Here is a 22,424-nt window from a genome sequence, read left to right as displayed (position 1 = left end):
CGGTCACCCGTTTCGGGCGCGGAAGGCGGCGGCCTTGGTGCGGCTCTGGCAGGCGGTGGAGCAGTACTGGCGCGCCGCGTTGCGGGAGGTGTCGACGTACACGCGGTCGCAGCGGTCGGCCCGACACACGCCGAGCCGGCCGGCGAGGCCCCCGCCCACCGCCAGGGCCAGCGCGGTCGCGCAACTGGCGCCGCATCCCGCCGCGAAGGAGTCGTCCGGGCCATGGAAGTGCACCTGCCACCCCCCGCCGGCGGCGCGGTCCAGCCGGGGCCGCGCGGCGGTGTCGCGCAGCAGGGCGTTCACCGCCCGGGCGGCGACGTCCGGCTCCCCGTCCTGCATCGCCCGGAAGACCTCGCGCATCCGGCGCGCCGTCCCGACCATGTAGTCCGCCTGCGCGGCGTCGATGTCGCGCGGCAGCGAGGCGGCGGCCCGCCCCACGGCGGCTTCGATCACCCCCGGCAGGTCCGCCGCGCCCGGCGTGACGTACGGGCGGCCGCGCGCCTCGCCGTCGGTCAACGCGTTCACGAGCGCGACGGCTTGGTCGAGCAGTACCGCAACGTGACTGTCGAACATCACTTGACCAGTCACTCCTTCCATGGCTAGCGTTCCCGTGACTGACATTAGCCGGTTCGACAGTTACGTGAGGGGTGGGTGGACATGCCACGGATCGTATGGCTGCTGGTGGCGGCTCGGGCGATCAATCGACTCGGCGCCTTCTCCCTGCCCTTCCTGACCGTCCTGATCAGTACGGACTTCGGCGCCGGCGCCACCACCGCCGGCCTGCTCTCCGCCGCCTTCGGCCTCGCGACGATCCCCTCCCGACTGGCCGGCGGCCGCCTGGCGGCCCGCCTCGGGCGGCGGCGCACGATCGTGCTCGGCCTCACGGGATGCGCCCTCGCGCAGCTGGGGATCGCCACGGCCGGCTCCCTGGCCGCGGTGGCGGCCTTCGCGATCCTGCTCGGTCTCGCCTTCGAGCTGTACGAGCCGCCTAGCCAGGCGATGATCGCGGACGCCGTGGGGCCCGCCGAGCGGGTACGCGCGTTCAGCCTGTTGGGCGCCGCGCTCGCCGCCGGCGGCATCGGCGCCGGCCTGATCGCGGCGGCGCTCGGCCGGTCGGACCTATGCCGGCTGTTCGTCGCCGACGCGCTCACCTGCCTGGTCTGTGCGCTGATCCTGCGCTTGGCACTGCCCGCAGACCGCCCCTTCCGGGCCTCCGCCGGACCCGGCGGGTGCCCGGAGCCGGTCCGGCCGTGGCGGGACCGGGCGCTGTGGGCCATGTTCCTCGCCGGCAGCGCCTTCGCGCTGGTGTCGATGCAGATCGTCGTCGCGCTGCCGCTCGGCCTCGCCCGGTCCGGCTTCGAGCCGGCCGACGCGGGACTGCTGTTCGCCGTCTCGGCCGTGACCGCCGTCTCGGCCCAGCCGGCGTTGCGCCTGCGCCGACTCGCCGCGTTGCCCGCCTCGGCGGCGCTCGCCCTCGGCTACTCCATGATGGCGATCGGCCTGGCGGGTTACGCGGTCGCGCACACCCTGCCCGGGTTCGCGGTGGCCACCGCGGTGTGGAGTCTGGGCGACGTGCTCGTCCTCGGCCGGGCGTTCGGCGTCGTGGCCGGGCTCGCGCCGCCGGGCGGTACGGACCGCTACCTCGCCGCGTACGGCATCAGTTGGGGCATCGCCACGACCGCCGCCCCGGTCACCGCCACCCAGTTCCTCGCCCATGCCGGGGGTCGCCGCCCTGTGGGTCGCGACGGCGGGTCTGTGCCTCGCCCTCGCCGCCGTCCAACTCCTCGTGGTCGGACCGCTCGTCAGCCGCGCGCCGCGGCCCCGGGCGGTGGCCGCCGCGCCGACCGTACGGGTCGGCTCCGGTACGGGCCCAGGCTCCGGCGCGGATGCGGGTTTCGGTTCCGACCCCGACCCCGACCCCGACCCCGATCCCGACCCAGGCTCCGGTTCCTGCCCAGGCCCCGGCTCCGGCTCCGGCCTGCGCCGATGAGCGCGGGGCCGCCGAGATGCAGGGCACCCCGTTCGGACGCACACTGAGCTTGGCCCCCGCCGACGCGGCCGGACCGGCCAAGCCAGGCGGAGTTCCTTCGGGTCCCCATGGGGAGGCTCTCGTGCTCTTCGCAGCCCTGTGCGTACCTGTGTTGATGATGCTGTTCCTGATCGGGATGGGCGCCTTCGAGGACCTCGTCTCCCGACCGGCGCCCGACCCCGTCGAGGTGACCGCCGAGCCGCCCCCGGAAGCCTGAGACCGGCCTGCGACCGGCCCCCGCGGCTGCCGCTAAGCGGGCCGGTCGAGCGGGTGGCGGACCCATACGTTCGGTTCGACGTAGACCGCGTGGTCGTGTTCCGGTTCGCAGTGGACGGGGACGAGGGCGCCGGGCACCCGCACCGGACCGGGCGTGTCGAACGGCAGGCCCGCCCACGTCCGCCACTGCTCCAGTGAGCCGCTGATCGTCATGGACAGCGGGGCCACCGAGTCGATGACGGCCCCCGCCCGCACGTGTACCCGCAGCCAGGGGTCGGCGGGCAGCCCGTCCTCGCGGGTGCGGTACGCGTACTCCCCCATCGGGGTGTCCGGCTCGGCCGGCTTCCCGTTCGGCCGCACGGGCGCCACCACCTCCGCGAAACCGTGCGCCCGGGCGTTGTCCCGCATGGCGGCGAGCATCCGCCCGGACAGGCCTTCGCCCTGCCGGTCGGGGGTGACCGTGATCTCGATGGCGCTGACCGTGTCCGGCTCGATCCCGGCCCGCCGGTCCGCGAAGGCCCACATCAGGACCTGGTCCCAGCCCCGCGCCGGCAGCCGGCCGCCGCGACCGTCGGCGTGCAGGGCGAAGGGCACGCTGAACGCCCGGGCGATCACCTCCTCGGCGTCCGTGGCGATGAACACGTACTCCGCAAGCTCCGCCACCATCCACGGGTACAGCAGCGAGGACAGGGGGTCGTGGGCGGCGAACGCCGGCCAGGGGCTCTTCATGCCCCAGAGGCGCTCGGCGAGTTCGGGGCGCTGGGCGAGGGTGGTGATCACGATGCCGGTCATGCCCGGAGGCTAGGGCGGCGAGGGGTCCGCCTCAATCCCTTTATCGCGCGACCGCGTTCAGGGCCGCCCGCCCAGGCCGTCCCGCAGCCGCCGGACCGCCTCCGTCAGCTCGGCCGCGGCCGCGACCCCGGCGAAGCTGAGCCGCACGTACGGGCCCGGCGGTTCCGCGCAGAAGTACGACCGGCCCGGGGCGACGGCCACGCCCGCCCGCAGTGCGGCCGCCACGAAGGCCGCCTCGTCGGTGCCCTCCCCCGGCCGGACCCACAACTGGTAGCCGCCGCACGGCAGGTGCGGCAGTTCCAGGGCGGGCAGCTCCCGGCGCAGCGCGCCCGCGAGCACTTCCCGGCGGTGGCGCAACTCGGCGGCGACGGCGCGCAGGTGGCGCGGCCATGCGGGCGCGCCGACCAGTTCGAGGGCGGCCTCCTGGAGCGGCCGGGGCACGAAGAAGCTGTCCACGACCTGGATGGCGCGCAGCCGGTCCAGCACCGGGCCCCGGGCGGCCAGCGCCCCCACCCGCAGGCTGGGCGAGGTCACCTTGGTCAGGGACCGTACGTGGACCACCACCCCGTCCTCGTCCTCGGCGGCGAGCGTGGGCGGCAGCGCTCCGGCGTCCTCGTGGGCCAGCGCCCGCGCGTAGTCGTCCTCGACCACGAACGCCCCGGCGGCCCGCGCGATCCGGAGCACCTCGGCGCGCCGCGCCCCGGCCAGCACGGCGCCGGTCGGGTTCTGGAACAGCGGCTGGCATACGAAGACCCGCGCGCCCGTCGCTTCGAAGGCGGCGGCCAGCAGCTCCGGCCGGACCCCGTCGGAATCGACCGGGACCGGCACGGGCCGGCACCCCGAGGCGCGGGCGATCGCCAGCATGCCGGGGTAGGTCGGCGATTCCACCAGGATCGGCGCCCCGGGCGGCGCGAGCGCCCGCAGCGCGGTGGTCAGCGCGCTCTGGCCACCCGCGGTGATCAGGACGTCGGCCGCGGTGAGGGCCCGGGTGGCGCCGCCGATCTCCCTGGCGAACCAGTCGCGCAGCTCGGGCAGCCCCTCCACGGGCGTTCGCCCCCACGCCCCCGGGCGCCGCCCGGCCCGGGCCAGCGCCGCCGCCATGGCCCGCTCGGGTTGGAGCGAGGGGTGCAGGTAGCCGCTGTGCAGCTCGATCACCCCGGGTGGCGGCGCCGCGAGCGTCACCAGGACCCCGGATGCGTCGACGGAACGCGGCACGACGTCCCCGGCGCCCTCGGCGGTGAGGGCGACCTCCTGCCACGAGGTGTCCCCGGGCGCGGGGGCCGACGTACGGGGCTGCGCGCGGAACACCCCGGCACCGGGCCGGGTGACCACGAGCCCTTCGGCGGCGAGTTGCGCGAGGGCCCTGGAGACGGTGACGGGGCTGACCCGGTAGCGCTCCACCAGGGCGCGACTGGACGGCAGCTTTCCACCGACCGAGTAGCGGTTGAGCTCCCCCCGCAGGGATTCTGCCAAGGCCGCCACACTGCTACGCTCATACATGACAGCACACAATAGCGCTACTCTCACCTCCCCGATAGCGGTCCGGGGATCGGTGAGGGGCGGAACGGCTCTGGCCGCGCTCGGCGTCACCACTTTCTCCCTGACCTTCCCCGGCACCGCCTGGGGCCTGGGGAGCTTCGGCCCCTGGTCGCTCGTCGCCCTGCGCGGCGTCCTCGCGGCCGTGGTGGCGGGTGGCCTCCTGCTCGCCCTTCGCGTGCCGCTGCCCGCACGCGAGCACTGGGCGGGGCTGTCGGTCGTGGCGCTGGGGGTCGTCGTCGGCTTCCCCCTGCTGACCACGCTCGCGCTCCAGACCTCCACCACCTCGCACGCCGCCGTCGTGGTGGGACTGCTGCCGCTGACCACGGCGGTGGTGTCCTCGCTGCGCACCGGGGCCCGGCCCTCGGGCCGCTTCTGGGCCGCCGCCGTCGCCGGGGCGGCGGTCGTACTTGGGTTCACCCTCGGCCAGAGCGGCGGTTCGCTCTCGACCGGCGACCTGTACCTGTTCGGCGCGCTGTTGGTGTGCGCGGCCGGTTACACGGAGGGCGGACGGCTCGCCCGGGTGCTGCCCGGCTGGCAGGTGATCGGCTGGGCGCTGGTGCTTTGCCTGCCCGTCGGGCTGGTCGGCTCGGCGGTCGGGCTCGCGTACGAGCCGGTGCACCTGAACTGGCACGGGGTGGCCGGGCTCGTCTGGGTCGCGGCTGGGTCCTCCTTCTTCGGCCTGTACGTCTGGTACCGGGGCATGGCGGAGATCGGCGCCGTCCGGGCCAGTCAGCTCCAACTCGCCCAGCCCCTGCTGACACTCGTGTGGTCGGTCGCGTTGCTGGGCGAGCGGCTGTCGCCGGCCGCGCCGGTGGCAGCTTGCGCGGTCCTGGTCTGCATCGCAGTGACCCAACGGGTCAAATAGGGGCGTATCGGCCTAAACTGCTAGCACGGATCGGACCGCCACCGAGGAGGTCAGCTATGCGCGCGACCGAGGGCGACCAGTTGGTGCAGCACGGCAGGATCGTGGGCCAGCACGACAAGGTCGGAGAGATCACGCAGGTCCTGGGAGAGAACGGCACTCCTCCCTACCGGGTCCGCTTCCAGGACGGGCACGAGGCCGTGATGTCACCGGGCCCCGACTGCGTGGTGAAGCACCCGACCGAATCCCCCCAGTGACCCTCCTCTCCTTCACTCCTGAGCCCTGACCGCGGCCGGGTTCAGCGCGGTGGCACCGGCGTCGGATAGTGATCGGCGACCACCCGGGCCATCGCCCCGTTGGGGTCCGCGACCACCTGCTTCGCCGAGAAGTAGACGTGGCCGCGGACCTCGGGGTGGCCCTTGGCGAAGCTCACGTGCCGCGACAGTTCCGCGGGGTCGCGCCAGGCTTCGGTCGCGCTGTCGGCGTCGCAGCGGTACAGCGCCTCCCCCACGTACAGGCTCACCCCTGTCCCCGCGACGGTGCGGGCCCACCAGGGCACGATCTCGGCGTAGTCGGCGCTCGGGTGACCGAGCTGCCAGTAGGCCTGCGGCACGATGTAGTCGATCCAGCGTTCCTTGACCCACTTGCGGGTGTCCGCGTACAGGTCGTCGTACGTCCCCACGCCCGCGCGGGTGCGCGAGCCCAGCGGGTCGACGTCGTCGTTGCGCCAGACGGCGAACGGGCTGACGCCGAACCGGGTCGAGGGCCGGATGCGGCGCAGCCGCTCGGACATCTCCCGCACCAGGCTGTCCGTGTTGTTCCGGCGCCAGTCGGCGCGGGAGTCGAAGGAACCGCCGTACTCCTCGAACGCCGCGTCGTCGTCGAAGTCCTCGCCCTGGACGGGATACGGGTAGAAGTAGTCGTCCCAGTGGACCCCGTCCACCGGATAGCGGGCCACCGCGTCGGCCATGGCGTCCTGCACGAACCGCCGCACCTGCGGCAGCCCGGGGTTGTAGTACAGCTTCCCGCCGTACGCAACCACCCACTCGGGGTTGCGGCGGGCGGGGTGGCCGGGGGCGAGCCGATCGGGGTCGGTGTGGTTGGCCACCCGGTACGGGTTGAACCAGGCGTGCAGCTCCAGCCCCCGCTCGTGCGCGGCGGCGACCGCCGTACCCAGCGGGTCCCAGCCGGGGTCGCGACCCTGTGTCCCGGTCAGCCACTGTGACCACGGTTCCAACGGCGAGGGCCACAGGGCGTCCGCCGTCGGCCGGACCTGGAGGACGACGGCGTTCAGCCGGCGCTCGACGGCGGTGTCGAGCAGGGCCAGCAGTTCGGAGCGCTGCCGGTCGGCGGACAGTCCGGTCTTCGAAGGCCAGTCGACGTTCTCCACCGAGGCGATCCACATGCCGCGGAACTCGGCGGGGGCCCCCGCGGCGGCGGCCCCGCGGCGCTCGGCCGCGGACTCCCGCGCGGCCCGTGCGGGCCCCGCCGCGGCCCCGGCGGCCAGCAGGCCCGCCGCTCCGGCCAGTAGCCTGCGTCGTCCGATGTGCGCCATGTGACGGCTCCGTTCCGTTCTGTGACATCGCTCGCGTTCGCCCAGCATGCCCGCCCCGGGCCCTCACCCGGTGGATGGTCGGGGGTAACGTCGTGGGGCGTGGCGGGCGCCGGACAGCAGTTACCACTGCGGAGGACGGGGGACCCGCCGACGGATGAGCAGCGAAAGGCACGAAGTGACTGACCTCCCTTCCGACATCACTCGAGTCGGCGTAGTGGGCTGTGGCCAGATGGGCGCGGGTATCGCCGAGGTGTGCGCCCGCAGTGGCCTTGAGGTCAAGGTCGCCGAGACCACGGGCGAGGCCCTGGAGATCGGACGTACCCGGCTGTACAACTCCCTGACCAAGGCCGCCGAACGCGGCAAGATCAGCGAGGAGGAGCGGGACGCCACCCTGGCCCGCCTCACCTTCACCACAGACCTCGGTGAGTTCGCCGACCGGGACCTCGTCATCGAGGCCGTCGTCGAGAACGAGCAGGTCAAGACGGAGATCTTCCAGGTCCTGGACCAGGTGATCACCCGTCCGGACGCGATCTTGGCGTCCAACACCTCCTCGATCCCGCTGGTCAAGCTGGCCGTCTCGACCTCACGGCCCGACCAGGTCATCGGCATCCACTTCTTCAACCCGGCCCCCGTGCAGCAGCTGGTCGAGCTGATTCCCGCGCTGACCACGAGCGACGAGACCGTGAAGCGGGCCGAGGCCCTGGTGCGGCACGGGCTCGGCAAGCACGCGATCCGCGCCCAGGACCGGTCCGGCTTCGTGGTCAACGCGCTGCTCATCCCGTACCTGCTGTCCGCGATCCGGATGTTCGAGTCCGGCATCGCCAGCCGCGAGGACATCGACAACGGCATGGAGCTGGGTTGCGCCCACCCGATGGGCCCGCTGAAGCTGGCGGACCTGATCGGCCTGGACACCGTCGCCTCGGTCGCGGACAGCATGTACGCCGAGTTCAAGGAGCCGCTGTACGCCGCTCCCCCGCTGCTCCAGCGGATGGTGGACGCCGGCCGCCTCGGTCGCAAGACGGGTGCGGGCTTCTACCCGTACGGCTGAACCGGACGGGACGCGCCGGCCGGGCAGGGCCGGACGGGACGCACCGGCCGGGCAGGGCTCAGCCCAGGCGCAGGTGGCGCAGCAGGAGCAGACCGGCCGCCATGTTGGCGGCCGGTATCTCGCCTCGGGTGATCATGTCCGGGACCTGTTTGAGCGGGACCCAAGCGCGGCGCGATGACTCGAAGTCGTCCTCGGGGTGGCCGGTGTACGTCGCCCCGTCCGCCCAGTAGAGGTGGTGGCGCGCGTCGGTCAGCCCGTTGGAGGGCTCGACCGTCATCAGGTGGTGCAGCGGGCCGGGCCGCCAGCCCGATTCCTCCTCCATCTCGCGGGCCGCCGCGACCGCGATGTCCTCGCCGTCCTCGACCACCCCGGCGGGAAGTTCCCAGCCCCAGCTGTCGGTGATGAAGCGGTGGCGCCACAGCAGCAGCACCTCGTTGGCGTCGTTGACGGCCGTGGCCGCGGCGACGGGCCGCAGCCGGATCACGAAGTGGTCCAGGTGCCGCCCGTCGGGGAGTTCCACATCCGCGAGGTTCACATCGAACCAGCGGTTCTTGTACACGGTCTGCTCACTCAGGTTCGTCCACTGCACGGCTTTGCCACCTTTCTTCAACGGGTGGCAACATGGCAGCAGTTGTGGCCGTCACAGGGGAACGCGCAAAGCCCCGTCGATGAGCCGGGCGGTCTCCTCGGCGCCCGCGCAGCGGCTGGTCAGCAACTGTTCCCGGACCGTGCGCAACCGTTCGCGCAGCCGCAGCGACTCCATCCCCTTGGCCCGTTCCGCCATTTCGGCCGCGGACGCCACCGCCCGGTCCGCCTCCCCCTGGCGCAGTTGCACCTCGCACAGCATGGCCAGCCGGTGGACCCGGCCGCGGTCGTGCGCCGGGGTCCCGGCGGCCGCCGCCGCCTGGGCGTGCGCGGCCGCCAGATCGCCCAGGCTGAGCAGGGCCTCGGCCACCTGTACGTTGACCAACCCGGGCTGTACGTACCCGGTCTCGGCGGGCTCCGCGCCCGGGTGGATCCGTTCGGCGGCCGTCTCGGCGCGCCGGATGCAGGCCAACGCGGCTGCCGCGTCGCCGAGTCGGGCGTAGGCCTTGGCCTGCATGGCGTAGAGGTCGGCGGCCAGGGCCGGGGTGGTCTGCCCTCCGGCGGCCCGCAGCGCGGCCTCCGCGAAGGCAACGGCCTGCCGGTGGTCGCGCAGGTGCAGCGACTGGTTGACGAGCAGTGCGATCACGTACGCCCCGAGGCCCCGGTCACCGCTCGCCTTCGCGAGTCGCAGCGCCTGGTGGAAGTACCGTTGCGCGAGGCCGTGGGCGTCCGAGTCGTACGCGCAGATCCCCGCCACCGCCACCAGGGACCCGGTCGCACGGTGCAGTTGCCGTCCGAGGGCGTCGGAGTAACTCCCGCGCAGCATGGGCGCGGTCTCGCTGCCGAGGAAGCGCACGATGCGGGCGCGGGTGGCGAGGCCGCCCGAGCGGCGGTACATCAGCTCGTAGTGGGCGCGGGCGGCGCACAGGATCTCGATGTGCTCGGGGCCGACGCGGTGGGTGCCCTCACGGGACACGTCACCGTCCTCGGGCGGATTCTCCCACTCCCAGACGGGGATCACGGCGGGCGTTCCGGTGAGCGCCTCAGCGGCCGTGGGCAGGGACCGGCCCTGCTCGTCGGCCCGCCAGAGCGCGGCGGCGCGGTCCACGAAGCCGCTGAGCGGGGTCGGATGGAGCGCGGGCCTCCCGGGTGGCCCGAGTCCGGCGTCGTCCAGCGAGACGGGCCGCCGCAGCCGCCCGCCGAGCACCTCGCAGATCAGCTCGGGCACTTGACCGCGGGGCCGCTGCCCCTTCAACCAGCGTGAGACGGCGGTGTGTTCGTAGCGCAGCGCCAGTCCGCGGGACCGGCCCGCCTGGTTGACGTGCGCGGCGAGGCCCGCGTGTGACATTCCCGCCTCGACGAGGAGGGCGTCGAGCAGGGCGTTGGGCTGCATGGACCCCTCCAAGGGCTTTGTCCCGCTCAGGCTAGTGGGTGCGCGGTTCACACGGGGTGTGAACCGAGTACGCGCATAAATGCGATACGCACCCTGCCGCTGGGGTGCCCGGGGACGCTTCACTTAAGGGCCTCGCCAAGAGGCCGCTCGGGTCGTCGGCTCCCCCTCGTACAGTGCGACGACCCGGCACCGCGCCGCCCGTCCTGTTGTCTGCCCGACACTCCACGGCAGGCGGGCGGCGCGCCGCGGTTCCGCCGCCGCCCGGTTGGTCGCCGGGCCCGGCGGGAACCGGGGCGACCGCGCACCGGGCCCTCCACCGGGACCCGGTGCGCTGTCCCGCCCGGGGCCGCCCCCTGCGCCCGGCCGGCCCAGCCCCACTGCGCGGGCCGCACCCGATCCCTCGGCCGTGCCGACCCAGGGGCACAGGCGCGGGCCCGAGCCCCGATATGCCGGAGCAGAGGCCTGGGAACCGGGCGCGGCGGCGCGCGGGCAGCGGTGCGGAGCCCCGAAAGGCCGGTCGGAGACCGGGGCACTCGCGCGGCGACGCCTTACCGCCGGGCTCGCCCGACCCGGCGAGTGCATGGGGACGGGGCCGATCTTGCAGGCCGCCGGGACGTGAGGCCTGAGGCGCGGGCCGAAGGCCCGACAGGTCCAGGCGGAGACCGGGGCGTTCGCGCCGCGGCGCTCGACCGCCGAGGCGGCGACGCCGAGATCACGGCCGGCGGCCGGAGCCGACCCTTCGGCCGCGCCGACGCAGGCGGCACTGGGCGCACGATGGCGCCCCGACATTCCAGGCGGAGGCCGGGGCACCGGCGCGGGGGCGCGGGGTGCGGCGGGGGCGCGGGGTGCGGCGGAGCCGCGACCGGCCTGGGCAGGGGCCGGGGCCGTCACGCCGCGGCGCTTCCCTGCCTGGCTCACCGCCCCCGGCGACGCCGGGGGCCGGTCCTTCAGCCTCGCCGGCGTTTGCGACGCGGCGAGCGGTGCGGAGCCCCGGACAGGCCGGTTGGCCGGACACCGGGGCGCTCGCGCGGCCGCACTCGCCGCCGACACCGGCGATGCCGAGGGCACGGCCGGGAGGCAGAGCCGACCTTGCAGCCCCGCCGGCGCTTGAAGCGCACGGTCCGGGGTGGACGGGATTCGCCGCCGGTGCGGCGGGCGCTGAGGTGGGGGCCGGGAATGGGTGAGGGGCGCAGCCGGGAATCCGGATGCGCCCCTCGGCAGAGCCCGCGGCGGCTACGCTCCGCGCAGCGCCGCCCCCGTGCGTTCGGCGGCCAGCGCCACGGCCGCGTCTCGCGCCGCCGTCGACTCCTCCGCCGTCAGCGTCCGGTCGGCCGCGCGGAAGCGCAGCGCGTACGCCAGGGACTTCTTGCCCTCCCCGACCTGCTCACCGGTGAACACGTCGAACAACCGCAGCGATTCGAGGAGTTCGCCCGCGCCCTCGCGCAGGGCCGCCTCCACCGCGGACGCCGCGACCGACGCGTCCACGATCAGCGCGACGTCCTGGGTCGCCACCGGGAAGGTGGAGATCCGGGGCGCCTGCACGGCCTCGCCGCCGGCCGCCGCGAGGCGGTCCAGGTCGAGTTCCATGGCGCTGGTGCGCGCCGGCAGGCCCATCGCCTTGACCACGCGCGGGTGCAGCTCACCGGCGTGGCCGATGACCGTCTCCACCCCGTCCAGGGTGACGACCAGCTCCGCGCACCGGCCCGGGTGCCACGGTCCGTACTGACCCTGACGCACCACCAGCTCGGCACCGGCCTCGACGGCCAGCGAACGCGCCGCCTGGACGGCGTCCGCCCAGTCCGCCGGACGGCCCTTGCCCCACCAGCCGGCCTGCTCACGCGCCCCGGCCAGCACGACCGCGGCGTACCGCGGCTGCGCCGGGAGGGCGGCGTTCAGCGTGGCGATCTCCTCGTCCGTGGGACGACGGTCGACGGGCAGTCGCACGGCGACGCCCGGCTGCCCGGCGGCGAGGAAGACGGAACCGGTCTCGAAGAGCGCGAGGTCGTGGCTGCCCCGGCTGTCGTTGCGGCGCAGCGCGCCCAGCAGACCCGGCAGCAGCGTCGTGCGCAGCGCCGGCTCCTCGTCGGAGATCGGGTTGACCAGCTTGACGACCTGCCGGGCGGCGTCGTGCTCGGGCAGCTGGAGCTGGTCGAGGACGCCCTCCCCGATGAACGGGTAGCTGAGCGCCTCGACGTAGCCCGCGCCGGCCAGCGCGCGGCCGACCCGGCGGTGCAACTGCTGCCGGGCGGTCAGGCCGCGGCCCGAGGGCACCTGCGGCAGGGTCGACGGGAGGTTCCCGTAGCCCTCCAGTCGGATGACCTCTTCGGCGAGGTCGTTGGGCTCGGCGAGGTCGGGCCGCCAGGACGGGACGGTGACGACGAGCTCGTCCTGCCCGTACACGTCGCAGCCGATCTCCTGGAGGCGGCGCACGACGGTCTCGCGGCCGTAGTCCATGCCCGCCACCCGGTCCGGGTGGTCCGCGCTCATCGCGATGGTGCGCGGGGCACCCGGGGCGGTGAGCTCGGTGACGCCGGCCTCGGCGGCGCCGCCGGCGAGCAGGACGAGCAGGTCGACGGTCCGCTGGGCGGCCGCGGCGGCGGCCTGCGGGTCGACGCCCCGCTCGAAGCGCTTGGACGCCTCCGAGGACAGCTTGAGCCGGCGGGCGGTGCGCGAGATCGACACGGCGTCGAAGTGCGCGGCCTCGATGACGACGTCCGTGGTGCCCGTGACCTGTCCGGTCTCGGGGTCGGTCACGGAGTCGGCGATCTCGGTGTTGGCGCCGCCCATGACACCGGCGAGGCCGATCGGCCCGTTGTTGTCGGTGATCACCAGGTCCTCGGCGTCGAGCGTGCGCTTGACCCCGTCGAGGGTGGTGAACGTCTCGCCCTGCTCGGCGCGGCGGACGCCGATGGCGCCGTCCAGGCGCGAGCGGTCGTACGCGTGCAGCGGCTGGCCGAGCTCCAGCATCACGTAGTTGGTGATGTCGACGGCGAGCGAGATCGGGCGCATGCCCGCCTTCTGCAGGCGGCGCGTGAGCCAGATCGGGGAGCGGGCCTCCGGGTCGAGACCGGTCACCGTACGGGCGGTGAAACGGTCGCAGCCGGCCGGATCGTCGATCTTGACGAGGTAGCCGTACGAGTTCGGCGCGGGCACGTCCAGCAGCGCCGGGTCGCGCAGCGGCAGGCCGTAGGCGGTGGCGGCCTCGCGGGCCACGCCGCGCATCGACATGCAGTAGCCGCGGTCCGGGGTGATGTCGATGTCGAGGACCTCGTCGACGAGCTGGAGCAGCTCGATCGCGTCGGTGCCGACCTCGTGCTCCGGCGGCAGCACGATGATGCCGTGCGTGCCGTCGTCGCCCATGCCCAGCTCCTCGCCGGAGCAGATCATGCCGTGGGAGGTCTTGCCGTACGTCTTGCGCGAGGCGATCGCGAAGTCACCCGGGAGCACCGCGCCGGGCAGGACCACGACGACCTTGTCGCCGACGGAGAAGTTCCGGGCGCCGCAGACGATCTCCTGCGGCTCGCCGGTGCCGTTGGCACCGCCGACGTCGACCGTGCAGAACCGGATCGGCTTGCGGAACCCCTCCAGCTCCTCGATGGTCAGGACCTGACCGACGACGAGGGGGCCCTTGAGCCCGGCGCCGAGCTGCTCGACGGTCTCGACCTCCAGGCCGGCGTCGACGAGCTTGGCCGCGACGTCGCGACCGGTTTCACCCGCGGGGAGGTCGACGTACTCCCGCAACCAGGAAAGCGGGACCCGCATCAGATCTCCATCCCGAACGGCCGGGTGAAACGGACGTCACCCTCGACCATGTCTCTCATGTCTTCGACGTTGTGGCGGAACATCAGCATCCGTTCGATGCCGAACCCGAAGGCGAACCCGCTGTACTTCTCGGGGTCCACACCGCAGGCGACGAGCACCTTGGGGTTGACCATGCCGCAGCCGCCCAGCTCGATCCAGCCCTCGCTGGAGCAGGTACGGCAGGGGCGGTCGGGGTTGCCCACCGACTCGCCGCGGCAGACGTAGCACTGCATGTCCATCTCGGCGGACGGCTCGGTGAACGGGAAGAAGTGCGGGCGCAGACGCGTGGTGGTGCCCTCGCCGAAGAGCTCCTGGACCATGTGGTCCATGGTGCCCTTGAGGTCCGCCATGGTCAGGCCCTCGTCCACGGCGAGCAGCTCGACCTGGTGGAAGACCGGGGTGTGCGTCGCGTCGAGCTCGTCGGTGCGGTACACCCGGCCCGGGCAGACGATGTAGACGGGCGGCTTGCGCTCCAGCAGCGAGCGCGCCTGCACCGGGGAGGTGTGGGTGCGCAGCACGACGCCCGACTCGTCGCCCTCGGTGCCTTCCGGCCCCCGGACGAAGAAGGTGTCCTGCATCTGGCGTGCCGGGTGGTCGGGCGTGAAGTTGAGGGCGTCGAAGTTGAACCACTCCGCCTCGACCTCGGGTCCCTCGGCGACCTCGTACCCCATGGCCGTGAAGATGTCCGCGATGCGGTCCATCAGGGTGGTCAGGGGGTGCCGGGCGCCGGCGGGCACCCGGTCGTGGGGCAGCGTGACGTCCACGGCCTCCTCGACCAGCACCCGCTCGTCGCGCTCGGCTTCGAGCTCGACGGTGCGGGCCCCGAAGGCCTTGTTCACGGCGCCACGGGCCTGGCCGACGCGCTTGCCCGCCTCGGCCTTGGCCTGGGGCGGCAGGGCGCCGATCTCGCGGTTGGCGAGCGCCAGGGGCGAGCGGTCGCCCATGTGCGCGGTCTTCGCCTCCCGGAGCTCGTCGAGGTCGCCGGCGGCCGCGAAGGCGGCGAGCGCCTCGTCCCGCATGCGCTCGATCTCTTCCGGTTTCAGTGCCTCGACCTCGACAGGGTCGTACGACTTGTTCGGTGCCGACATCTCTTCCCGTACTTCCGATGGCTGGCTGGTGGTCCCCGTACGACTCGATCAGACCGATCGAAGCAGAGACACAAAGGTGCCAAAGCACGAGTCTAAAGGTCGCCGGGGGTGAAGGAGCCCGTGGGCCGCCTGGCGAGACGCTCCGCAGGGTTACTGCGTGAGGTAGGCCGGGGCGGCGACGGGCAGGACAAATCGGAACTCGGCGCCGCCGCCGGGGCCTCGGCCGACGGTGATGGTGCCGCCGTGGGCCTCGACGATGCCCTTGACGATGTACAGGCCCAGGCCCGTGCCGCCGCGTTTGCTGCCCCGCCAGAAGCGGGTGAACACGCGGCCCATCGACTCCTCGGGGATACCGGGGCCCTCGTCGGTCACGGTGACGGCGGTTCCCTTCTCGGTCTTCCCCGCGGCGTTCGCGAAGGTGGTCGGCGATACGTCGATGGTGACGGTTCCCTCACCGTGCCGCACCGCATTTTCCAGCAGGTTGCCCAGGATCTGGTCGATCTTGTCCGGGTCGGCCCACAGGTCGGGGAGCGGCCGGCTGACCCGTACGAGGAACCGTTCGGGGGCCTGCCCGTTGGCGGTGAGCGCCTGGACGTGGCGGCCGACGGCGGTGGTGATGTCCACCGGCTGGCGGCGCACCTCCAGCCGCCCGGAGTCGATGCGGGAGATGTCCAGCAGTTCGGTGATCAGCCGCGTGACGCGGTTGGCGTCCGCGTCGACGGTCTCCAGCATCAGCCGCTTCTGGTCGTCCGTGAACCGGCCCCACTTCGCGAGCAGGGTCGCGGTGAAGCCCTTGACGGAGGTCAGCGGCGAGCGCAGTTCGTGCGCGACGGTGGCGATCAGCTCGGCGTGGCTGCGCTCGGTGCGCCGCCGGGCCTCGGTGCCGCGCAGGGTGATCACCAGGCGGCGCAGCGGGCCGGTGGGATGGGTGCGCACGTAGCGGGCGGAGACCAGGACCTCCCGGCCGCCCGGGAGCAGCAGGTTCCGCTCGGGCTGCCCGCGTCGGGTGGCCAGGCCCCCGTACGGGTCGGTCAGCGCCCACCAGCGGCGGCCTTCGAGGTCCTCCAGCGGCAGCGCCCGCTCGATCCGTGCCCCGAGCGCCTCGCCGGGCGCGAGCGCGGTGATCCGGGCGGCGGCGGAGTTGAAACAGATGACCCGGCCGGTGGCATCGGCGACGACCAGCCCGTCGGGGAGGTCGTCGGCGTCTATCCCGAAGGCCCCGAGATCCGCCGGACCGGCCTCCGCGGGAACGGCGCGGCGCGACGGCCCGGCCGCTCCGGCGGCCGCCGGCGAGCTGTTCGTACCGACGCTCATGTCCCCGTACCCCACATTTCCGAGTACCACGGTGGGTCCCCGGGCCGCCACATTACTAGCTGGGGGTCACGGAGCGGCACCCTCCGGGCGCCCGCTGTGCACGCGCGGACGCGTACAGGCACACCGCGGCGGCCGTGGCGAGGTTCAGGCTCTCCGCCTTGCCGTGGATCGGGACGCGTACGACGGCGTCCGCCAGCGCCCGGGTCTCCTCGGGCAGCCCCCACGCCTCGTTGCCGAAGACCCAGGCGGTGGGCCCGCCCATGGTGCCCGCGTCCAGTTCGGCGTCCAGGTCGTCCGTGCCCGCCCCGTCGGCCGCGAGGATGCGTACGCCCGCGGCCCGCAGGCCCTCCACGGCCTGCTCCACGGGCACTCCGACGGCCACCGGCAGGTGGAAGAGGGAGCCGACCGAGGCCCGTACCGACTTCGGGTTGTACAGGTCCACGGAGGCGTCGGTCAGCACCACCGCGTCGGCACCGGCGGCGTCCGCGCAGCGCAGCACCGTGCCGGCGTTGCCGGGGTCGCGTACGTGCGCGAGGACGGCGACCAGCTTGGGGCCGGCTCCGAGGATGTCCTCGAACGGCGAGTCGAGGAATCGGCAGACGCCGACCAGGCCCTGGGGGGTGACGGTCTGCGAGACCTCGGCGAGCACCTCGTCGCAGGCGTAGTGCACGCGCGCCCCGGCCAGCAGCGCGGCCTCGACGATGTCGGCGTACCGCTCGGCGGCCTCGACGGTGGCGAACAGCTCGATCAGGGTCGGGGCGCCGTCGGGGCCCCGGTGCTCGACGGCCTCGCGGACCGCCTGCGGGCCCTCGGCGATGAACCGGCGCTCCTTGGTGCGGAAGTTGCGCCGCGCCAGGCGCCTGGCGGCGGCCACCCGCGGGGACCGGGGGGAGATCAGCTCGGCGGGGGTGCCCATGGCGTCAGCGGTTCTTTCTCGGGTGTCCTGGGCCCGGCTCCGGCGGGACGTCGGGCCACGGGGGCCTGGCCGGTCGGAGACGAGCGGGGTCGCGGGGCCCCGGCGCGCGGGGCGAAAGCACACGGACCCGCAGGCGATTCGCCTGCGGGTCCGTGGGTGCCGACTGCGTTAAGCGGCCGGCCAGTCCTTAGGCAGCGGCCTTCGGGGCGTTGACGTCGGCCGGGAGGGCCTTCTGCGCGACCTCGACGAGCGCGGCGAACGCGTTGGCGTCGTTGACGGCCAGCTCCGCGAGGATCTTGCGGTCCACCTCGATGTTGGCGGCCTTGAGACCCTGGATGAGGCGGTTGTACGTCATGCCGTTCTGGCGGGCAGCGGCGTTGATGCGCTGGATCCACAGCTGACGGAAGTCGCCCTTGCGCTTCTTGCGGTCGTTGAAGTTGTAGACCAGCGAGTGGGTGACCTGCTCCTTGGCCTTGCGGTACAGGCGCGAACGCTGACCGCGGTAGCCGGAGGCCGCCTCGAGGATCGCCCGGCGCTTCTTGTGGGCGTTTACCGCCCGCTTGACGCGTGCCACTTTTTAACTCCTTGTAGCGGGGCCGTGGGTGTCTTCACACGGCCCGAATTCAGATGGGGTCCCGGTCGTGAACCGCCCGCTCCCGGCACGGGAGCGGAAGCGGATCAGATGCCGAGAAGCTTCTTGATCTTCGCGGCGTCGCCGGGGGCCATCTCCGCGTTGCCGGTCAGGCGGCGGGTGACACGGGACGACTTGTGCTCGAGCAGGTGGCGCTTGCCGGCGCGCTCACGGAGCACCTTGCCGGAGCCGGTGACCTTGAAGCGCTTCTTGGTTCCGCTGTGCGTCTTGTTCTTCGGCATGGCGCCGTTATCTCCTCGTCGGTGGCGCTCCCGCCGGTCCTGGGGACCGGCTCACGGGAGCGTCATGTTGTGTCGGTGATTCCGAGACGGCTGCCTCGGGATCAGGCCTCGGCAGATGCCTCGTGAGAGGTGTCCGCCTCGTCGGAGGCGGCCTCGGCGGAGACCACTGCCTCGTCTGTGTCGGCCTCGACGGCGGTGGCGGCTTCCTCGGAAGCCTCCTCCTCGCCGGCGGGGGCGACACCCTGGCGCTCGGCCTTGCGGGCGGCCTGCGCCTCGCGGGCTTCGGCCATCGCCTCGGTCTTCTTCTTGTGCGGACCGAGAACCATGATCATGTTTCGGCCGTCCTGCTTCGGGTTCGACTCGATGAACCCGAGGTCCTCGACGTCCGAAGCGAGGCGCTGCAGCAGTCGGTAGCCGAGTTCCGGCCTGGACTGCTCGCGACCACGGAACATGATCGTGATCTTGACCTTGTCGCCCTGCTTGAGGAACCGAACGACGTGACCCTTCTTGGTGTCATAGTCGTGCGGGTCGATCTTCGGCCGGAGCTTCATTTCCTTGATGACCGTGTGCGCCTGGTTCTTGCGCGCCTCACGGGCCTTCATGGCCGACTCGTACTTGAACTTGCCGTAGTCCATGAGCTTGCAGACCGGCGGGCGTGCGGACGCCGCGACCTCGACCAGGTCGAGGTCGTACTCCTGCGCGAGCTCAAGCGCCTTGGCAAGCGGCACGATGCCGACCTGCTCGCCGCTGGGACCGACGAGTCGTACCTCGGGAACGCGAATCCGGTCGTTGATGCGGGGCTCGGTGCTGATGGATCCTCCTCGGTAGCACCACACGACTGCCTGGCAGGCAGCCGTTGACGTTGGTGTCGTCAGACCGGCCTCGGCGGGATATGAAAAAAGCCCCGCCGGGACACAGGCAGGGGCTCCAAAACAACCGGAGCACCGTCGCGTGCGAACCGCGGGGCGCAGACTCGGGCGGCTTTCCATCGTCCGTACGGAACGATGGATACCACCTGACCGGTGACCCGCCGCCCCGGAAGGCGGTCAGGTGGGAGAATCGGAGCCTCCACTTGTGGGCCGGGGACACAGGTCTCCGGCCGGTCGTAGCCCAATATAGCATTCCGCGCCAGAGCCGCTCACCCCGAGCGGGCGGTCGGCGGCCACCGCGACCCGGCTTATCGTGTGAGGCATGACTGACGCGACCCCCACCCCCGCCACCGAGGACGGCTCCACGCCGGACGCCCCCGACTACGACGCCATGACCCGCGACATCGCGGACGTGCCCGCCGTCGAGGTGATCACCACGGTGGCCGTGCACCTGCTGAGCGCCGCGGCGGTCAACCTGGGCCTGGACAAGCCCGACTCCGAGCACAAGGACCTCGACGAGGCCCGCAAGCTGATCACCGCCCTCGCCGGCCTGGTCACCGCGAGCGCCACCGAGATCAGCTCCTTCCACGCGGCCCCGCTGCGCGACGGCCTCAAGTCGCTCCAGCTCGCCTTCCGCGAGGCGTCGATCGTCCCGGACGAGCCGGGCCAGGGGCCGGGCGAGAAGTTCACGGGGCCGGTCTACGCGTAGCCCTCGACCGACGAAGGGCCGGGACCGCCGCCGCGCGGCAGTCCCGGCCCTTCGTCGTACGCACGCCGCCCTCGTCCCGGGCCGGCGCCTCAGCGCGTGAAGAGCGGCTCCCCCGGCGGCGCCGCGGCGGTCGCCGGCAGCAGGGCCAGGTCCAGCCCGCGCACCAGTCGGCCCCGCAGGGTCTCGTCGGCCGCCAAGGCCTCGGCCACCCGCCGGGCGGCGGCCGGTCCGCCCGCGTCGGAGGTCGGCACGATGGCGAGGATGCCGTCGGAGCCCGCGGCCCCCGGGCCGAGGTGGGCGCGCCGCACGTCCGGCTCCCCCGCCACCGCCGCCCGTACGGCCTCGCGCACCGCGGGGTCCGCGAGCGGGTCGGGGTCCGTGCGGCCCTCCGCGAGGGCCAGCAGGGCGGGGCCGGCGAGCTGGTACGGGACGGGACCGGCCAGGTCGAGCACGATCGTGTCGGCCTTCTCGTGAGCTGCCGCCGCCAGGGCCTGGTGCAGGGGGACCGCCACGGGGCGGGCCGCCGGGTCCCACAGCGCCAGGGAGGCCGTCGAGGTGAAGGCGGGCAGCGCCCGGCGGTCGCCCGCGGTCAGGGTGGGCACGGCCATGTCGCTGGTCTTCTCGCGCTTCAGGCCCGTCTCGGGGTCGGTCTCGACCTCGCCGAGCATGGCGACGACGGGGACCAGCAGGCGGGCGCCCTTCAAGGCGGCCAGCACCTGCGGTTCGCGGGAGCGGTCCTGCGCCCAGGCGGCCAGGGCCGCGCTCAGAGCGGGATCGGCGGAGCCGTCGTCGTCGGAGAAACCGGGGTCGGGGATGTTCTTGTTCGCCACAATCAACCGACCCTATCCCGCCGCGCGACGCGCGGACGCCGGGCCAGTACGCCGGCCACCACCAGCAGCGCCACGCCCGCGACCCCCGCCGCCCCGGCGCCCAGCCGGGGCCTGCGCTCGGGGCGGGCCGCCCGCTCCGGACCGGGGCCGAAGTACGGCCGCCCGGCCGCGACGGGCGTGGGCAGCGGGGCTTCCGGCCGCAGGCCCTGCGCCCCTTGGAGCGCCGCGACGGCGTCCACCGTGCCGTAGCCGCGGGAGTCGTCGCGTCCGCCCGCCGGGGCGTCCGCGGCGGTGTCCCGCAGCAGCTTCTTGATCTGGGCCGGGGACAGTCCGGGGTGGGCGGCCTTGACCAGGGCGACCGTGCCGGAGACGAAGGCGGCGGCGGCGCTGGTCCCCCAGCCCACGTAGTAGCTGCGGTCGGGGTCGGCGCTGACCACGTCGACGCCCGGGGCGCTGACGGTGGCGTACCAGTGGCGGGTGGAGAAGTCGGCCTTGCGGCCCTTGCGGTCGACGGCGGCGACGGCGATCACGCCGGGGTAGGCGGCCGGGTAGGAGATGGGGTCGCCGTGTTCGCCGCCGTTGCCGGCGGAGGCGACGACCACCGCGCCTTTGCCGAGGGCGTACTGGACCGCCTCGTCCTCGGCGCCTTCGTGGTGGGCGGATTCGCTGTCGTCGCCCAGCGAGAGGTTGATGACGTCGGCGCCGTGGTCGGCGGCCCAGCGGATGCCTTCGGCGAGGGCCCCCGCCTTGCTGTCACGGGCCTTGGCCCGACCGGGGTCGTTCTCCTCCAGGATCACCCGGACCGGGAGGATCTTGGCCCGCGGGGCCACGCCGAGCACTCCCTCGGCGTGGTCGGGGCCGTGGCCGCGCCCGGCGATGATGGCGGCCATCGCGGTGCCGTGGCGGGCCCAGGCGCGATCGCCGGGGCCGGCGCCCATGCCGACGAGGTCGGCGCCGTCGAGTACCTGGCCGGTGAGGTCGGGGTGGGTGGCGTCGACGCCGGTGTCGACGACGGCGACCGTGACCCCCTCGCCCTGGGTGGTGCCCCAGGCCTCTTCGGCGCGCAGGGTCAGCAGGCCCCACTGGTGGTCGCGGATGGTGTCGGCGGTCGCGGGGTGGGCGGTGGCGGCGGTGACGAGGGCGGCGACGGTCAGGGCCGCCGAGGTACGGGTTCGGCTCATCGGGCGGGCTCCGGGTCCGTGGGGTGCGGCGCCGGCGGGGCGGCGAGGTCCTCGACGGCGCGTTCGAGGCGCCCGGCGACCGCCTTGGCCTCGTACCCCAGCCCCGCCTGCGCCGCGGCCCCGGTCGCGGCGGGCCGCGCGGCCTCCTCGGCCGGCTGGGGCGCGTCCTGGAGGCGACCGTCGGCGAAGGCGGAGACGGCGTAGACCACGGCCGGGGCACCGGGGACGACACCCGCGGCCCAGGTGGCGCGTCGCGGGTCGGTGAAGCCGAAGCCGGAGGGGGCCGGGAGCCGGCCGCGCAGCCCGTCCATGGTGGCGGGGTCGGCGGTGGTGAAGACCAGGCCGACGCTGACGAGGGAGCTGCGGGTGGAGTCGGTGTAGGTGGCGCGCAGGACGCGGGCGCAGCCGGTGGCGGCCAGCGCGGCGCGCCAGTCGGCGTTGAGGGCGGCGGGGCCGCAGTCGGCGTCGGGGGCGAGGGCGATCCGGGTCCAGGTCCGGTCGGCGCCGCCGGGACCGTCACCGGGGCCGTCGAGCACGGGCGGGAAGAGGCGGTCGACGGGGGCGTCGCGCCACAGCGACCCGGCCGCGCGGTAGGCGGCTCGGGCCGGCAGGGGGCGGTGGGCGGCGCGGTGGTCGTTCCAGGCGGTGGCGGCGGCCCCGGCGGTGAGGCCGGTGCCGAGCAGCGCGCAGAGCACGGCGGCGGTGACACGGGCGGGGCTCCGGCGGCCGGTGCTCGCCCCTGGTCCGGGTTCGGCGAGGTCCGCGGGCAGCGGTGTGGACGTCGTCATCCGGCGGCTCAGCCCCCCGTTCGTCCGCTGCGGCCT

At 73.8% G+C, this 22,424-nt stretch carries 22 protein-coding genes; 6 read left to right on the top strand and 16 right to left on the bottom strand.

From position 1 onward, the window contains the following. Positions 1 to 3: 3 nt before the first annotated feature. Positions 4 to 573: a CGNR zinc finger domain-containing protein gene (locus tag ACV7NM_RS25690; protein ID WP_463414067.1), complete on the bottom strand. Its 570-nt coding sequence runs from the start codon at positions 571 to 573 to the stop codon at positions 4 to 6. Between the two features lie 84 nt (positions 574 to 657). Between ACV7NM_RS25690 and ACV7NM_RS25685 the strand changes: the two genes are divergently transcribed. Beyond that, on the top strand, positions 658 to 2,037 hold the full coding sequence (locus tag ACV7NM_RS25685) for an MFS transporter (RefSeq protein WP_463412494.1): 1,380 nt from the start codon (positions 658 to 660) through the stop codon (positions 2,035 to 2,037). 74 nt (positions 2,038 to 2,111) lie between these two features. Next, the gene (locus ACV7NM_RS25680; protein WP_463412493.1) at positions 2,112 to 2,246 is read left to right on the top strand and encodes a hypothetical protein; all 135 of its coding nucleotides are present in this window, start codon (positions 2,112 to 2,114) and stop codon (positions 2,244 to 2,246) included. Between the two features lie 32 nt (positions 2,247 to 2,278). Here the strand turns inward: ACV7NM_RS25680 and ACV7NM_RS25675 are convergent, their stop codons facing one another. Next, the gene (locus tag ACV7NM_RS25675; protein WP_463412492.1) at positions 2,279 to 3,037 is read right to left on the bottom strand and encodes an N-acetyltransferase; all 759 of its coding nucleotides are present in this window, start codon (positions 3,035 to 3,037) and stop codon (positions 2,279 to 2,281) included. Positions 3,038 to 3,094: 57 nt separating this feature from the next. Further along, a complete protein-coding gene (locus ACV7NM_RS25670) occupies positions 3,095 to 4,537 on the bottom strand; it encodes an aminotransferase-like domain-containing protein (RefSeq protein ID WP_463412491.1) in 1,443 nt (480 codons plus the stop codon). On the opposite strand from ACV7NM_RS25670, the gene ACV7NM_RS25665 reads away from it, so the two are divergent. Continuing rightward, entirely contained in the window at positions 4,536 to 5,441 is a 906-nt protein-coding gene (locus tag ACV7NM_RS25665; protein WP_463412490.1) for a DMT family transporter, read from the top strand. The two genes, ACV7NM_RS25670 and ACV7NM_RS25665, sit on opposite strands and share 2 nt — an antisense overlap. A gap of 56 nt (positions 5,442 to 5,497) precedes the next feature. Then, a complete protein-coding gene (locus ACV7NM_RS25660; protein WP_190185235.1) occupies positions 5,498 to 5,695 on the top strand; it encodes a DUF1918 domain-containing protein in 198 nt (65 codons plus the stop codon). A 41-nt stretch (positions 5,696 to 5,736) separates the two neighbouring features. On the opposite strand, the gene ACV7NM_RS25655 is transcribed toward ACV7NM_RS25660, so the two are convergent. After that, positions 5,737 to 6,993, bottom strand: a complete 1,257-nt coding sequence (locus tag ACV7NM_RS25655) for a glycoside hydrolase family 10 protein (protein WP_463412489.1) — start codon at positions 6,991 to 6,993, stop codon at positions 5,737 to 5,739. A gap of 154 nt (positions 6,994 to 7,147) precedes the next feature. Between ACV7NM_RS25655 and ACV7NM_RS25650 the strand changes: the two genes are divergently transcribed. Continuing rightward, entirely contained in the window at positions 7,148 to 8,041 is an 894-nt protein-coding gene (locus ACV7NM_RS25650) for a 3-hydroxybutyryl-CoA dehydrogenase (RefSeq protein WP_463412488.1), read from the top strand. 58 nt (positions 8,042 to 8,099) lie between these two features. Here ACV7NM_RS25650 and ACV7NM_RS25645 read toward each other — a convergent pair whose 3' ends face one another. The 9 genes from ACV7NM_RS25645 to infC all read right to left on the bottom strand — a co-directional run bounded on the left by ACV7NM_RS25645 (position 8,100) and on the right by infC (position 18,847). Then, on the bottom strand, positions 8,100 to 8,630 hold the full coding sequence (locus ACV7NM_RS25645) for an NUDIX hydrolase (protein ID WP_463412487.1): 531 nt from the start codon (positions 8,628 to 8,630) through the stop codon (positions 8,100 to 8,102). 51 nt (positions 8,631 to 8,681) lie between these two features. Further along, entirely contained in the window at positions 8,682 to 10,019 is a 1,338-nt protein-coding gene (locus tag ACV7NM_RS25640; protein WP_463412486.1) for a transcriptional regulator, read from the bottom strand. Between the two features lie 1,233 nt (positions 10,020 to 11,252). Further along, entirely contained in the window at positions 11,253 to 13,781 is a 2,529-nt protein-coding gene (pheT, locus tag ACV7NM_RS25635) for a phenylalanine--tRNA ligase subunit beta (RefSeq protein WP_463412485.1), read from the bottom strand. Continuing rightward, positions 13,781 to 14,908 (bottom strand): phenylalanine--tRNA ligase subunit alpha, encoded by a 1,128-nt coding sequence (pheS, locus tag ACV7NM_RS25630; RefSeq protein ID WP_463412484.1) that lies wholly within the window; start codon positions 14,906 to 14,908, stop codon positions 13,781 to 13,783. The genes pheT and pheS overlap by 1 nt, the downstream gene beginning before the upstream one ends. Before the next feature lie 150 nt (positions 14,909 to 15,058). Further along, positions 15,059 to 16,222, bottom strand: a complete 1,164-nt coding sequence (locus tag ACV7NM_RS25625) for a sensor histidine kinase (RefSeq protein ID WP_463412483.1) — start codon at positions 16,220 to 16,222, stop codon at positions 15,059 to 15,061. A gap of 55 nt (positions 16,223 to 16,277) precedes the next feature. Next, the gene (locus ACV7NM_RS25620; RefSeq protein WP_463412482.1) at positions 16,278 to 17,138 is read right to left on the bottom strand and encodes a TrmH family RNA methyltransferase; all 861 of its coding nucleotides are present in this window, start codon (positions 17,136 to 17,138) and stop codon (positions 16,278 to 16,280) included. 187 nt (positions 17,139 to 17,325) lie between these two features. Further along, positions 17,326 to 17,712, bottom strand: a complete 387-nt coding sequence (gene rplT, locus ACV7NM_RS25615; RefSeq protein WP_007263143.1) for a 50S ribosomal protein L20 — start codon at positions 17,710 to 17,712, stop codon at positions 17,326 to 17,328. 104 nt (positions 17,713 to 17,816) lie between these two features. Next, complete coding sequence (gene rpmI / locus ACV7NM_RS25610) at positions 17,817 to 18,011, bottom strand: 50S ribosomal protein L35 (RefSeq protein ID WP_030012385.1); 195 nt, start codon at positions 18,009 to 18,011, stop codon at positions 17,817 to 17,819. A 101-nt stretch (positions 18,012 to 18,112) separates the two neighbouring features. After that, positions 18,113 to 18,847: a translation initiation factor IF-3 gene (gene infC / locus ACV7NM_RS25605; RefSeq protein WP_463412481.1), complete on the bottom strand. Its 735-nt coding sequence runs from the start codon at positions 18,845 to 18,847 to the stop codon at positions 18,113 to 18,115. A gap of 355 nt (positions 18,848 to 19,202) precedes the next feature. On the opposite strand from infC, the gene ACV7NM_RS25600 reads away from it, so the two are divergent. Continuing rightward, positions 19,203 to 19,589: a DUF1844 domain-containing protein gene (locus ACV7NM_RS25600; RefSeq protein WP_329193830.1), complete on the top strand. Its 387-nt coding sequence runs from the start codon at positions 19,203 to 19,205 to the stop codon at positions 19,587 to 19,589. Between the two features lie 89 nt (positions 19,590 to 19,678). On the opposite strand, the gene ACV7NM_RS25595 is transcribed toward ACV7NM_RS25600, so the two are convergent. The 3 genes from ACV7NM_RS25595 to ACV7NM_RS25585 are packed head-to-tail and all read right to left on the bottom strand — an operon-like array spanning position 19,679 to position 22,388. Beyond that, positions 19,679 to 20,419 carry an SseB family protein gene (locus ACV7NM_RS25595; protein ID WP_463412480.1) on the bottom strand — a complete coding sequence of 247 codons (741 nt, stop codon included), beginning with the start codon at positions 20,417 to 20,419 and terminating at the stop codon, positions 19,679 to 19,681. A 2-nt stretch (positions 20,420 to 20,421) separates the two neighbouring features. Next, positions 20,422 to 21,600 (bottom strand): type VII secretion-associated serine protease mycosin, encoded by a 1,179-nt coding sequence (gene mycP / locus ACV7NM_RS25590; protein WP_463412479.1) that lies wholly within the window; start codon positions 21,598 to 21,600, stop codon positions 20,422 to 20,424. After that, positions 21,597 to 22,388, bottom strand: a complete 792-nt coding sequence (locus ACV7NM_RS25585; RefSeq protein WP_463412478.1) for a hypothetical protein — start codon at positions 22,386 to 22,388, stop codon at positions 21,597 to 21,599. Before ACV7NM_RS25585 ends, mycP begins: the two co-directional genes overlap by 4 nt. Positions 22,389 to 22,424: the final 36 nt, after the last annotated feature.

The sequence above is a fragment of the Streptomyces sp. Tek67B01 genome (assembly GCF_055231995.1).
The sequence above is the reverse complement of the archived record's forward strand: the minus strand, read 5'-3'. Positions and strand labels throughout refer to the sequence as shown.